Source organism: Streptomyces sp. NPDC004561 (assembly GCF_053602155.1).
In genome coordinates, this window is sequence record NZ_JBSGDB010000270.1 from 1 (window position 1) to 12104 (window position 12104).

General features: G+C 74.0%; 12 protein-coding genes and 2 pseudogenes. 6 read left to right on the top strand and 8 right to left on the bottom strand.

Features of this window, described 5'->3' with window-relative positions:
- From ACWEN3_RS29070 to ACWEN3_RS29080, 3 genes are all read right to left on the bottom strand, one after another.
- The coding region (locus ACWEN3_RS29070; protein WP_452976636.1) for a sensor histidine kinase at nucleotides 1–1068 on the bottom strand (1068 nt) is incomplete at its 3' end.
- A gap of 17 nt (nucleotides 1069–1085) precedes the next feature.
- On the bottom strand, nucleotides 1086–1802 hold the full coding sequence (locus tag ACWEN3_RS29075) for an ABC transporter permease (protein WP_452976655.1): 717 nt from the start codon (nucleotides 1800–1802) through the stop codon (nucleotides 1086–1088).
- Complete coding sequence (locus ACWEN3_RS29080) at nucleotides 1802–2713, bottom strand: ABC transporter ATP-binding protein (RefSeq protein ID WP_452976638.1); 912 nt, start codon at nucleotides 2711–2713, stop codon at nucleotides 1802–1804. Before ACWEN3_RS29080 ends, ACWEN3_RS29075 begins: the two co-directional genes overlap by 1 nt.
- Before the next feature lie 239 nt (nucleotides 2714–2952).
- On the opposite strand from ACWEN3_RS29080, the gene ACWEN3_RS29085 reads away from it, so the two are divergent.
- Genes ACWEN3_RS29085 through ACWEN3_RS29095 form a run of 3 tightly spaced genes read left to right on the top strand, consistent with a single transcriptional unit; the run spans nucleotide 2953 to nucleotide 5870 of the window.
- Nucleotides 2953–3810 carry a MaoC/PaaZ C-terminal domain-containing protein gene (locus ACWEN3_RS29085; protein WP_452976640.1) on the top strand — a complete coding sequence of 286 codons (858 nt, stop codon included), beginning with the start codon at nucleotides 2953–2955 and terminating at the stop codon, nucleotides 3808–3810.
- A gap of 27 nt (nucleotides 3811–3837) precedes the next feature.
- On the top strand, nucleotides 3838–4914 hold the full coding sequence (locus ACWEN3_RS29090; RefSeq protein ID WP_452976642.1) for a Zn-dependent alcohol dehydrogenase: 1077 nt from the start codon (nucleotides 3838–3840) through the stop codon (nucleotides 4912–4914).
- Between the two features lie 11 nt (nucleotides 4915–4925).
- Nucleotides 4926–5870: a 3-oxoacyl-ACP reductase gene (locus ACWEN3_RS29095; protein WP_452976644.1), complete on the top strand. Its 945-nt coding sequence runs from the start codon at nucleotides 4926–4928 to the stop codon at nucleotides 5868–5870.
- 54 nt (nucleotides 5871–5924) lie between these two features.
- Here the strand turns inward: ACWEN3_RS29095 and ACWEN3_RS29100 are convergent, their stop codons facing one another.
- Both ACWEN3_RS29100 and ACWEN3_RS29105 read right to left on the bottom strand, forming a co-directional pair.
- Nucleotides 5925–6083, bottom strand: a complete 159-nt coding sequence (locus tag ACWEN3_RS29100; protein ID WP_452976646.1) for a hypothetical protein — start codon at nucleotides 6081–6083, stop codon at nucleotides 5925–5927.
- A 96-nt stretch (nucleotides 6084–6179) separates the two neighbouring features.
- Nucleotides 6180–7406 (bottom strand): hypothetical protein, encoded by a 1227-nt coding sequence (locus tag ACWEN3_RS29105; RefSeq protein WP_452976648.1) that lies wholly within the window; start codon nucleotides 7404–7406, stop codon nucleotides 6180–6182.
- Nucleotides 7407–7592: 186 nt separating this feature from the next.
- Between ACWEN3_RS29105 and ACWEN3_RS29110 the strand changes: the two genes are divergently transcribed.
- The 3 genes from ACWEN3_RS29110 to ACWEN3_RS29120 are packed head-to-tail and all read left to right on the top strand — an operon-like array spanning nucleotide 7593 to nucleotide 10383.
- Nucleotides 7593–8432: a Nif3-like dinuclear metal center hexameric protein gene (locus ACWEN3_RS29110; RefSeq protein ID WP_452976650.1), complete on the top strand. Its 840-nt coding sequence runs from the start codon at nucleotides 7593–7595 to the stop codon at nucleotides 8430–8432.
- Nucleotides 8433–8445: 13 nt separating this feature from the next.
- Nucleotides 8446–9189 carry a zinc ribbon domain-containing protein gene (locus ACWEN3_RS29115; RefSeq protein ID WP_452976657.1) on the top strand — a complete coding sequence of 248 codons (744 nt, stop codon included), beginning with the start codon at nucleotides 8446–8448 and terminating at the stop codon, nucleotides 9187–9189.
- 12 nt (nucleotides 9190–9201) lie between these two features.
- The gene (locus ACWEN3_RS29120; protein WP_452976652.1) at nucleotides 9202–10383 is read left to right on the top strand and encodes a bifunctional RNase H/acid phosphatase; all 1182 of its coding nucleotides are present in this window, start codon (nucleotides 9202–9204) and stop codon (nucleotides 10381–10383) included.
- Between the two features lie 195 nt (nucleotides 10384–10578).
- Here ACWEN3_RS29120 and ACWEN3_RS29125 read toward each other — a convergent pair.
- The 3 genes and pseudogenes from ACWEN3_RS29125 to yaaA all read right to left on the bottom strand — a co-directional run.
- Nucleotides 10579–11121: pseudogene (locus ACWEN3_RS29125) on the bottom strand (MmyB family transcriptional regulator); the annotation flags it as partial.
- On the bottom strand, nucleotides 11015–11665 hold the full coding sequence (gene eda / locus ACWEN3_RS29130; protein ID WP_452976653.1) for a bifunctional 4-hydroxy-2-oxoglutarate aldolase/2-dehydro-3-deoxy-phosphogluconate aldolase: 651 nt from the start codon (nucleotides 11663–11665) through the stop codon (nucleotides 11015–11017). The gene eda and the pseudogene ACWEN3_RS29125, both read right to left, overlap by 107 nt.
- A gap of 72 nt (nucleotides 11666–11737) precedes the next feature.
- A pseudogene (gene yaaA, locus ACWEN3_RS29135) lies at nucleotides 11738–12043 on the bottom strand (peroxide stress protein YaaA); the annotation flags it as partial.
- Between the last annotated feature and the right edge of the window lie 61 nt (nucleotides 12044–12104).

Sequence of the window (12104 nt, forward strand, 5' to 3'; positions counted from 1 at the left end):
GTTCAGCGACACCCGCTGGACGCCCAGCTCCTTCGCCTGCAGGAGCAGCTCGACGACCACGTTGGTGACCGCCTCGCGCACCACCCAGCTCAGCAGCGCCTCGGTCTGCGGCGCGAGCGGCGTCCCGGACTGGCGCACCACCGGCTCCACGCTCGCCGCCGACAGCGCGGACCGGGCCCGGGTCAGCTCGGTGGCGAGGCTGCCCTCGCGGTAGCCGGTCACCGCCTCGCGGATCTCGGTCAGCGCCTGCCGGCCCACCGACTCGATGTCCGTGATCTGCCCGAGCGCCGCGTCCATGTCGCGCGGCGCCAGCCGCCGGGCCGCCTCCGACTTCACCACGATCACCGACAGGGTGTGCCCGAGCAGATCGTGCAGGTCCCGGGAGAACCGCAGCCGCTCCTTCTCCACCGCGCGCCGGGCCAGTTCCTCGCGGGCCGCGCGCAGTTCCCGTACGGCCTCGGACAGGCCGAGGATCGCGGCGGTGACCATCGTGGACAGGAAGGTGGCGTAGCCGATGTTCGTGGCGTCCGACCAGCCGCCGCGCCCGCCGGAGACCGCGGCCGAGTAGACGGCCAGCAGTATCCCGGCCCGGCCCAGCCAGGGGCCGCGCAGCGCGGCGCCCGTGGCGAGGCCCAGCAGCGGGAAGAACATCAGCCAGCTGCCGCCGTAGCCGAGCGCGAGTGCCGTGGTGAGCACGCCCATGACCAGCAGTGCCACCCGGGTGGACCGCGCCTCGCGCCTGCCCCGGTCGAAGGAGCGGAAGGTGACGTAGATGTACAGCGTGTTGAAGAGGAGCAGGCCGAGGCCCCCGACCACCGGATTGGTGGTCCTGCCCTGGAGGAGGTTGGAGAAGGCTCCCATGCCCATCAGCAGCCACGGCAACAGCGCGAATCCGGTGGGCGGCGGCCCGGGGTCGTCGACGGCCGGGGCCTCGCCCCGTTTCCGGGCCTCGCGCTGCGCGGCCTTGTAGCGCCGGGTCTCCGCCTTCCAGCGCTCGTGCTCCGACTTCCACGCGAGCCGGGTCTCCTGCCAGGCCCGCGCCTGGCAGGACACGGTCTTCCACACCATTTCCTGATTCCCCCCGGTCAAATGGTCCCCGCCCGACGGCGGTACGACAGCACAGCGTACGAACCGAACAGGAGCAGCCAAGCTGTCAGCACGATGATCGCACCGGCGCCCGGGGCGTGGCCGTCCGCGACGGACGTGCCCAGCTCGGCGAACCGGTGGGTGGGCGTGTACGCGGACAGGGCGCGCAGCCAGCCGGGGAACAGGCCGACCGGGAACCACAGGCCGCCGAGCACCGCGAGTCCCAGGTTGCACACCATGTTCGCCACACCGGTGGCGGGACCGGTGAGCCGGTAGCCGTTGCCGAGACCGAGCAGCGTGAAGGGGAGCGAGCCGAGCCACAGCAGCACCGCGATCGCCGCCCACTGCCAGGCCGCCAGCCGGACCCCGTTCACCAGGCCGCCCGCCGCGAGCACGGCGACGATCGCGGGCAGCACGGTCACCGAGCCGGTCAGCGTCCGCCCGGCCACCACCTCGCGCGGGCTCATCGGCGTCACCCGCAGCTGCCGCAGCCAGCCGACCGCCCGGTCCTCGGCGACCGCGCCGCCGGTGTTCAGCGCCGAGCCGACCGCGCCGTAGGCCGCCATGCCGACCATCGCGGCCGTCCGCCAACCGCCGTCGTCGGACCCCAGGTTGGTGAACAGCAGGTACATCATCACCGGCATCGCGATCCCCCCGATCACGAACCCGGCGTCCCGCAGGGTGCGGCGCACCTCCAGCGTCACGTAGGCGAGCATCACGCGGCCTCCGGGACCCGGTCGCCCGCGGTGAGGGCGAGGAACGCGTCGTCCAGCGAAGCCGGGGCGACCTCGAGACCCCGGATCGCGCCGAGTCCGGCGAGCGTGATCACCGTCGCGTCGGAGTCGTCGGTGCGCAGCCGGGCCCGGTGGCCGCGCACCTCCACCGAGCGGACGCCGGGCAGCAGGGCCAGCCCGTTCGGGTCCCGGCCCGCCAGGTCGACCGAGACCAGGTTGCCGCCCGCCGCGCGCCGCAGCTCCTCGCCCGTGCCGTCGGCGACGATCCGCCCCCGGTCGACGACCACGATCCGGTCGGCGTGGGCGTCCGCCTCCTCCAGATAGTGGGTGGAGAAGAGCACGGTGTGTCCGCGCCGGGCGTAGGCGCGCATGGCGTCCCAGAAGGCGTGACGTGCCTCCACGTCCAGCGCCGCCGTCGGCTCGTCCAGCACCAGCAGCGCGGGATCCCCGGACAGCGCGAGAGCGAACCGCACGCGCTGTACCTGCCCGCCGGACAGCCGGTCCACCCGCCGCCCCGCCAGTTCCAGGACCCCGGCCAGCTCCAGGGCCCGCGCCACCGGCATCGGCGCCGGATAGCGGGACGCCACGAAGCCCACGAGTTCCCCGACCGTGACCCGGGGCACCGGCCGGGCGTCCTGGAGCATCGCGCCCACCCTGCCCGCGCGCACCGACCGCCCGGGGGCCGCGCCGAACAGCCGCACGGTACCGGCGTCGGGCTCGTGCAGCCCGAGCAGCAGCCCGATGGCGGTCGACTTCCCGGCGCCGTTCCGGCCCAGCAGGGCCACCGTCTCGCCGGGCGCGATGTCCAGGTCCATGCCGTCCACGGCGCGCACGGCACCGTACGTCCTGACCACCCCCGCGAAGGACACGGCGGTGTGCTTCGTCTGTGTCATGCCTACGACGCTAGGGAACGCGGCCCGCGCGGGGCAGATGCGCATGTACGGACCCGGGCAGTACAAATGTCCCGCCCGACCTCACCTGACACAGCGTCAGGAGCCTTCACAACTGTCCGGCGCTGGGCTATACAGGGGGCGCCGGACTGGAACGCGTTCTAGATCCGCCCGTGGACGACCTCGGTGCGGCCGACGGTGCGGACGGCCGTGCCGAGGTCTTGAGACCCCTCAGGAGCCCCATGCCCATCGACGAAGCCCTGGCCCTCGCCGCCGAACCCCGCTCCGGCGAGATCACCTGGACCGCCAAGGACGTCCAGCTCTACCACCTCGGCATCGGCGCGGGCACCCCCGCCACGGACCCGGACGAGCTGCGCTACACCCTGGAGTCCCGGCTGCACGTCCTGCCGAGCTTCGCCACCGTCGCCGGCGCCGGCTCGCCCGGCGTGATCAGCGGACTGTCCATGCCGGGCGTCGACGTCGACCTGGCCAAGGTCCTGCACGGCGGCCAGAGCCTGCGACTGCACCGGCCCATCCCGGTGGCCGGCACCGCCACCGCCACCTCCCGCATCGCCGCCGTGTACGACAAGGGCAAGGCCGCCGTCCTCGTGCTGCGCACCGACGTCACCGACGCCGACGGCCCGCTGTGGACCAACGACGCCCAGATCTTCGTACGCGGCGAGGGCGGCTGGGGCGGCGACCGGGGCCCCTCGGCCGGCCGCGAGGCGCCCACCGGCCCCCCGGACCGCACCGTCGAGCGTCCGATCCGCCCCGACCAGGCCCTCCTGTACCGCCTCTCCGGCGACTACAACCCGCTGCACGCCGACCCCGAGTTCGCCAAGCTCGCCGGCTTCGACCGGCCCATCCTGCACGGGCTGTGCACCTACGGCATGACGCTCAAGGCGGTCGTCGACACGCTGCTCGGCGGCGACGTGAGCCGGGTGCGCTCGTACGCCACCCGGTTCGCCGGGGTCGTGTACCCGGGCGAGACCCTGCGCATCCGCATGTGGGACGAGGAGGGGCGGGTGCGGGTGACGGTGGACGCCGCCGGACGGGACGACGCTCCGGTCCTCGCGGACACCGTCGTAGAGCACTCCTGAAACCAGCATCCCGAGGGGAGCCGCACCATGCGCGCAGCCGTACTGCACGAGATCGGCCAGGAGAAGCTGGAGGTCCTCGACGACGTCGAGGCGGTGGGCTTCGGCCCCGGCAAGGTCAGGGTCCGGGTGCGCGCCACCGGGCTGTGCCACTCGGACCTGTCCGCCATGAACGGCGTACTGCCCCAGCCGGCGCCGTTCGTGCCGGGCCACGAGGGCGCCGGTGAGATCCTGGAGGTCGGCGAGGGCGTACGGCACCTGGGGCAGGGCGACCGGGTCGTCATCTGCTGGCTGCCCGCCTGCGGCGCATGTCCCGCCTGCCGGCGCGGGCAGACCGAGCTGTGCCTGGCCGGGTTCATGAACGCGGGCACCCCCAACTTCAGGCGCTCCGGTGGTGACGTCTTCGGCTTCGCGGGCACCGGCACCTTCGCCGAGGAGGTCGTGGTCGACGCCGGCTGCGCCGTCCCGATCCCGGACGACGTGCCCTACGACATCGCCGCGCTGATCGGCTGCGGGGTCACCACCGGTCTCGGCGCCGCGCTCAACACGGCCGACGTGGAGCCCGGTTCGTCGGTCGCCGTCATCGGGTGCGGCGGCGTCGGCATCTCGGCGGTCCAGGGCGCCCGGCTGAAGGGCGCAGCCGAGATCGTCGCCGTGGACCCGGTCGCCTCCCGGCGCGAGTCCGCGCTCGGCTTCGGCGCCACGAGGGCGGTCTCGCCCGAGGAACTGGCCGACGCCAGGCAGCAGGTGACCGGCGGCGAGGGCTTCGACTACGTCTTCGAGGTCGTCGGCCGCTCCGCCACCGCCCGCACCGCCTACGAGAACACCCGGCGCGGCGGCACCCTCGTCGTGGTCGGCGCCGGCGCCATGGACGACTTCCTGCAGCTCAACATGTTCGAGCTGTTCTTCGACGAGAAGCGCATCCTGCCGTCCATGTACGGCGGCGGGGACGTGCTGCGCTCCTACGAGCGCACCATCGCCCTGTGGCGGGCCGGCCGCATCGACCTGGCCGGCCTGATCACCCACCGGGTGCGGCTGGCGGAGATCAACGAGGCGCTGGACCAGATGCGTACCGGGACCGCCCTGCGTACGTGCATCGAGATCTGAGGACGCGGCGCATGTCACTGCCACTGGAGGGACTGTCCGCGATCGTCACCGGCGCCGGACGCGGCCTCGGCCGGGCCGAGGCGCTGGAACTGGCCCGGCTCGGCGCGGCCGTCGTCGTCAACGACTACGGGCAGAGCGGCCGGGACGGCACCGGCGAGGCGTCGGCGGGGCCCGCCGAGCGGGTCGCCGCCGAGATCCGCGCGGCCGGCGGCAGGGCCCTCGCCCACACCGGTGACGTCGCCGACCTCGCCCAGGCCCGGGAACTGGTCGAGTCGGCGATCGGCGAGTACGGCAAGCTGGACGTCCTCGTCAACAACGCGGGCATCCTGCGCGACCGCATGGTCTTCTCCATGACCGAGGACGAGTGGGACTCGGTGATCCGCGTCCACCTCAAAGGACACTTCAACACCACCCGTTTCGCCGCCGCGCACTGGCGCGAGCGGTCCAAGGCGGCCGGGGGACCGGTGTACGGACGGATCGTCAACACCTCCTCCGAGGCCTTCCTCGCCGGCTCCGCGGGACAGCCCAACTACGCGGCGGCCAAGGGCGGGATCGTGGGCCTGACCACCTCCACCGCGCTCGCCCTCGCCAGGTACGGGGTCACCGTCAACGCCATCTGCCCGCGCGCCCGGACCCGGATGACCGAGGACGTCTTCGCCGGCTTCCGGGCACCGGACGAGGGACTCGACCCGCTCGCCCCCGAGCATGTCGCCCCGCTCGTCGGCTACCTGGCCGCACCGGCCGCCGCCCGGATCAACGGGCAGCTGCTCGTCGTCCACGGCGGCATGGTCGCGATCGTCGACCGGCCGCGGGTGCGGGCCAGGTTCGACAGCAAGCAGGAGACCTTCACCTACGACGAACTCGACGCGCTGCTCGGCCCGCACTACGCGGACCGGCCGCCGGGGGAGACCTTCGCGGCGGCGGAGGTGCTGGGCCTCAGGCGGGAGACGGGCTGAGGAACGGAAAAGAGGGGGTGCCCGGCCGGGCACCCCCTCTTGGTCTACGACTCGTCAGGCAGCCGCCTCCACGCTCTCCTCGGCCGGCTTGCGGTGCTTGCCGTGAGGAGCCGCGTCACTCTCCTGGGCCGCGATCGCGCCCCGGTGCCGGCCGTGGCCGGCGGTCTCCTGAGAGTCGGCAGACAGCTGCTCCGTCGTGCTGGTGTCGCTCATCGGACGTATTCACCCCGTCAACATGATCTTTCGTACAGCCGGGCGAGTGTAACCGGCACACCACGGGCCGAATCCAGGCGCACACGCCGACCGGCACTACTTCGTTACAAGACGTCCCAGGGGTGCCTGCTGCAACGGCATCGGACGCGTCGCCGCAGGCCCCGGAGGGTCCGGTTCCGGCGCCTGCCGGGACGCCTCGGGCGCCCCGGCCGCCGTGCCCTCCGGGACCGGATCCGCCGGACCCGCGTCCCCCGGTCCCTCCGCTCGCGCGGCCCCCCTCCGCGGCGCGGTCCCCGTCTCCCCGGCGGGCGCCGTCAGCTCCGCCACCCCGCACGGGGTCTCCTCCGTGGCGTACGGCAGCCGCAGCACCCCGTCCCGCGTCCACAGCCCGGTGCCGGTCAGCCACCCCCGTGGCGCCGCGAGATGCGTGACCTGCCGTCCGGCCGGCCGCCAGACGCCCACCCAGGTGCCGGACGAGCCGTCGAGGCGCAGCGCCACCGCGCAGTTCTCCGGCATCAGCGCCTGCTCCGGCTGGATCGCGAACGGCGTCACCGTGCACTCCGGCAGCCGCAGGCAGTCCGGGAAGCGCACCGGCAGGGCGCTGCCGAGCACGCCCCAGCCCAATCGTTCCTGCCCCGGCGAGGGCGCGTCGGAGGAGATCAGCAGCAGCCCGCTGGCGGGGTCGGCGAGCAGCAGCCGGTCGTCGCTGTCGTCCGCGATCTGCAGCAGCGGCGAGACCTCGCCCCGCTCCAGGTCCACCACGACCGTCTTGGTGCGCCCGTCCAGCTCCCGGTCCAGCGCCAGCAGCCGCCCGTCCCGGTCCAGCCAGACCCCGCCCGAGCAGCGCCCCGGCACCTCGGCGAGCCGCTGCGGGCCGAAGGCCCCGCCCGCCACCTGCCACACCACGCCGGAGCGGGGGCCCGCGGCGACGGCGTACGCCCGCACGCCCCCCGGGGCAGGGGGCAGCAGGGTGAGCCGGATGCCGGGCTCGGGGCACTCCAGCGCGCCGAGCGTCAGCTCGCCGGTGCCGGGTCCGGTCGGGTACAGCAGGGCGAAGACGTGCCGCCGCTCCACCAGCCGGTGGATCAGCACGCGGCCGTCCCCCATGGGCTGCACCTCGGTGCCGGGCTCCTCCGGCTGGTTGCCGGGCAGCGGCACCGCGTACGGCTCGGGGCCGTCCAGCGTCCAGCGCTCCGGGAACCAGCAGTCACCGTCCAGCGCGAGCCGGGCGGCGTACGCGCCGTCCGCCGTGAGGGTGCACCGGGGCCCCGGCGCACCGTCGTCCTCTCCGGTCGACGGGGGTTCGATCGCACAGGCCGTCATCGCTCGACCACCTCCGGCGACGAAGCTAGTTTTCGTACGCACGGCCGTGGGACGGCCGCCTCCGGCTTCACACATACGGGTGGTGCAGAAGCGATTCCTCAGAGGAAGGGAGGGTGACTGTGCTGACCGGGAACCGGGGGACGGATGGCGGTACAGCCCCGTGGAACAGCCAGGTAGCCTTTTCCCGTGCCCCGTCTGTCAGAAGTCATCGCCGCGCTGGAGAGCCTGTGGCCCGCCGAGCGGGCCGAGTCCTGGGACGCGGTCGGCACGGTCGTGGGCGACCCCGACCAGGAGGTCACCCGGGTCCTGTTCGCCGTCGACCCCGTGCAGGAGATCGTCGACGAGGCGGTGAAGCTAGGCGTCGACCTGCTGGTCACCCACCACCCGCTCTATCTGCGGGGGACGACCACGGTCGCGGCGACGCACTTCAAGGGCCGTGTCGTGCACACGCTGATCAAGAACGACATCGCCCTGCACGTCGCCCACACCAACGCCGACACCGCCGACCCGGGCGTCTCCGACGCCCTCGCGGGCGCGCTCGACCTGCGGGTCGTACGCCCGCTCGTGCCGGACCCCACCGACCCGCAGGGCTGCCGGGGCCTCGGCCGCGTCTGCGAACTGGACCACCCCCTGACCGTCCGCGATCTGGCCGCCCGCGCCGCCGAGCGGCTGCCCGCCACCGCGCAGGGCATCCGGGTGGCCGGCGACCCCGACCGGCTCGTCCGCACGGTCGCCGTCAGCGGCGGCTCCGGCGACAGCCTCTTCGACCAGGTCCGCGCGGCCGGCGTCGACGCCTTCCTCACCGCCGACCTGCGCCATCACCCTGCCTCGGAGGCCCTGGCGCACAGTCCTCTCGCGCTGCTCGACGCGGCGCACTGGGCCACCGAGTGGCCCTGGTGCGAGCTGGCCGCGAGCCAGCTCGACGAGATCTCCGACCGTCACGGCTGGGACCTCAGGGTCCACGTCTCCAAGACGGTCACCGACCCCTGGACCGCCCACGCGGCGTCCTCCGTCACCACTAGCTAATGGGAGCCCCCAACTGAACGCCGCGCCCGCCGACCAGATCCGACTCCTCGACGTCCAGGCCCTCGACTTCCGCCTGCAGCAGCTCGCGCACAAGCGGAAGTCCCTGCCCGAGCACGCCGAGATCGAGTCGCTGACCAAGGACCTCACGCAGCTGCGCGACCTGCTCGTGGCCGCGCAGACCGAGGAGAGCGACTGCGCCCGCGAGCAGACCAAGGCCGAGCAGGACGTGGACCAGGTGCGTCAGCGCGCCACCCGCGACCAGCAGCGCCTCGACTCCGGAGCCGTCACCTCGCCGAAGGACCTGTCCAACCTCCAGCACGAGATCGCCTCGCTCGCCAAGCGGCAGGGCGACCTGGAGGACGTGGTCCTGGAGGTCATGGAGCGCCGCGAGGGCGCGCAGGAGCGGGTCAGCGAGCTGACCGAGCGCGTCGGCTCCGTCCAGGCGAAGATCGACGACGCGACCGGCCGCCGGGACTCCGCCTTCGAGGAGATCGACGGCGAGGCCGCCTCGGTCACCAAGGAGCGCGAGGTCGTCGCGGCTTCGGTCCCGGCCGACCTGCTCAAGCTCTACGACAAGCTGCGCGGGCAGCAGGGCGGCATCGGCGCGGCCAAGCTGTACGCCCGCACCTGCCAGGGCTGCCGCCAGGAGCTGGCCATCACCGAGCTGAACGAGATCCGCTCGGCGGCGCCGGACACGGTGGTCCGCTGCGAGAACTGCCGCCGCATCCTGGTGCGCACGGCCGAGTCGGGTCTGTAAGGGGCTTCAGGGGTGCGGGAGTTCATCGTCGAGGCGGACGGCGGGTCGCGGGGCAACCCCGGGCCCGCGGGCTACGGCGCCGTGGTGCGCGACGCGGTGACGGGGCAGACCCTGACCGAGGCCGCTGAGTACATCGGCATCGCCACCAACAACGTCGCCGAGTACCGGGGGCTGCTGGCCGGCCTGCGCTCGGCGCACGCCCTCGACGCGACCGCCGCGATCCACGTCCGCATGGACTCCAAGCTCGTCGTCGAGCAGATGTCGGGCCGCTGGAAGATCAAGCACCCCGACATGAAGCCCCTGGCCACGCAGGCGAAGGCGGTCTTCCCGCCCGACCGGGTCAGCTACGAGTGGATCGCCCGCGACCGGAACAAGCACGCCGACCGTCTGGCCAACGAGGCGATGGACGCGGGGGCGAAGGGCCGGCTGTGGTCCCCGTCGGAGTCGTCCGCGGAGTCCGTGGCCGCGGACAGCCGTGCGGCCGGACAGGCGCCTCCCGGCGAGCAGCGCCCGGTCACCCCGGGCACACAGCGGACGTCGGCGCCCGGCTGGAGCGCGGCCCCCGACCTCGGCGCCCCCGCCACCTTCGTCCTCCTGCGCCACGGCGAGACACCCCTCACCCCGCAGAAGCGTTTCTCGGGCAGCGGCGGCACCGACCCGTCCCTCTCCGACGCGGGCCGCGAACAGGCCCACCGCGTCGCCGAGGCACTCGCCCGGCGCGGCACCGTCGAGGCCGTCCTCGCCTCCCCCCTCACCCGCACCCGCGAGACCGCCGCCATCGTCGCCGCCCGCCTGGGCCTGGACGTGGCTGTCGACGAGGGCCTGCGCGAGACGGACTTCGGCGCCTGGGAGGGCCTCACCTTCGGCGAGGTCCGCGAGCGCCACCCGGACGACCTGAACGCCTGGCTCGCCGACCCCGCGGCCCACCCCACAGGCGGCGGCGAGAGCTTCGCCGAGACCGCGACCCGGATCGCGGCCACCCGGGACAAGCTGGTCGCGGCCCACGCGGGCCGTACGGTCCTGCTGGTCACCCATGTGACCCCGATCAAGCAGTTCGTCCGCCTCGCCCTCGGCGCCCCGCCCGAGTCGCTGTTCCGCATGGAGCTGTCCGCCGCCTCCCTGTCGGCGGTGGCGTACTACGCGGACGGCAACGCGAGCGTCCGGCTCTTCAACGAAACGTCCCACCTGCGCTGACGCCCACGTCCGCGGCCTCACGCCCGCGCAGCAGCCGTGCCGTCTCCGCGTGTGCCGGCAGGAACGCCTCCGCAGCCGCAGCCGCAGCGGCACCGCGAACCCGAGGTGGTCCTCGTCCGGCGCGTCGAGCAGCGGGTCGGGGCCGCGGGCGGCCCGCGCCCGCAGGTTCTCCACGATGTGCCGCCCCCACGCCTCCAGGTTGGCCACCCGGGGCGCCATACCGCGCGGATGCGGCGCCAGCCGCAGCACGGTGACCGGCGGCTCCATCAGGCTGGGGTCCGCGCCCTCCGTCAGCACCCCGAACGCCGCGTTCCCCGCGACGAGTTCACCGCGCGGGCCCGCGACCACCGCCGGATACGGCAGATGCCCTTCGAGGATCCGCTCCAACGCCTCGCGCACCGGCCCGAGTTCGGCCGCGTCCAGCGATGACTCCGGGTAGGCGGGGGCGTAACCGGCCGACAGCGGCGGTGCGCCGGCGCAGCAGTTCCCGGCCGAACGGCGAGGGTGGTCATGCGCCCAGTTGTCCGCGACGGGCACGACAGCTTGTCCGCGACGAGTACGACAGCTTGTCCGCGACGGGTACGACGGCGCGGCCCGGCGCCCGCGGGCGGCGCCGCCCTTGGCCAGGTCGTCAGCCGGGTCGCCGCAGCCCCGCCGCCTCCCGGGCCAGCGCCTCGACCCGCGCCCAGTCCCGGGCGGCCACCGCGTCCGGCGGGACCATCCAACTGCCGCCCACACAGCCGACGTTGGGCAGCGCCAGATACTCCGGCGCGGTCGCCGGGCCGATTTCGCCCGTGGGGCAGAAGCGGGCCTGCGGCAGCGGACCGGCCAGCGACCTCAGATAGGCCGTGCCGCCCGCCGCCTGGGCCGGGAAGAACTTCATCTCCCGCACCCCGCGCTCCAGCAGCGCCACCACCTCGGAGGTGGTCGACACCCCGGGCAGGAACGGCACCCCGGACCCGCGCATCGCCTCCAGCAGCGCCTCGGTCCACCCGGGGCTCACCAGGAACCGCGCCCCGGCCCGCACGCACGCCCCCGCCTGCTCCGGCGTGATCACCGTGCCCGCGCCGACCACGGCCCCGGGCACCTCGCCGGCGATCGCCCGGACGGCGTCGAGCGCGGCCGGGGTCCGGAGCGTCACCTCGACGGCCGGCAGCCCGCCCGCGACCAGGGCCCGCGCCAGCGGCACCGCGTCGGCCGCGTCGGAGAGGACCAGCACGGGCACGACGGGCGCGAGATCCAGCACGGAGACAGCCGGAAGCGAGGGCACTGGCGAGGTCATCCCCTCATCGTGCCCAGCCGCTGCAACATACGCAATGAGCGTTGCGCATGCTGCAATGCGAGGGTCGGTGCCTCAGTGGATCTCCTCCACGAGCACGTCCAGCGACCACGGCTTCCCCGCCCGGTCCGGCACCCCGGCCTCCACCACGTACCCCAGCCCCCGCAGCGCCTCCACCAGCTCGGCCGGGTCCCGCGGCACGGCGCCGGCCGACAGCAGGCCGCGGACGATCCGGCCCTTGGTCGCCTTGTTGAAGTGGCTGACGACCTTCCGCGTCGGCGCGTGCAGCACCCGCACGGTCGCCGTCCGCCCGGCGACGGCGCCCTTCGGCTTCCAGGCCGCCGCGTAGGCGGCGGAGCGCAGGTCCAGCACCAGGCTTTCCAGCAAAGATCACCTGGCGCCGATGAAGTAAGGCGTACAGAACCACTCCACCTGCGCTACC

Coding starts and splice junctions, on each gene's coding strand:
- ACWEN3_RS29080 (WP_452976638.1), bottom strand. CDS start 2,713: ATGACACAGACGAAGCACACCGCCGTGTCCTTCGCGGGGGTGGTCAGG.
- ACWEN3_RS29085 (WP_452976640.1), top strand. CDS start 2,953: ATGCCCATCGACGAAGCCCTGGCCCTCGCCGCCGAACCCCGCTCCGGC.
- eda (WP_452976653.1), bottom strand. CDS start 11,665: ATGACCTCGCCAGTGCCCTCGCTTCCGGCTGTCTCCGTGCTGGATCTC.
- ACWEN3_RS29090 (WP_452976642.1), top strand. CDS start 3,838: ATGCGCGCAGCCGTACTGCACGAGATCGGCCAGGAGAAGCTGGAGGTC.
- ACWEN3_RS29075 (WP_452976655.1), bottom strand. CDS start 1,802: ATGCTCGCCTACGTGACGCTGGAGGTGCGCCGCACCCTGCGGGACGCC.
- ACWEN3_RS29095 (WP_452976644.1), top strand. CDS start 4,926: ATGTCACTGCCACTGGAGGGACTGTCCGCGATCGTCACCGGCGCCGGA.
- ACWEN3_RS29105 (WP_452976648.1), bottom strand. CDS start 7,406: ATGACGGCCTGTGCGATCGAACCCCCGTCGACCGGAGAGGACGACGGT.
- ACWEN3_RS29100 (WP_452976646.1), bottom strand. CDS start 6,083: ATGAGCGACACCAGCACGACGGAGCAGCTGTCTGCCGACTCTCAGGAG.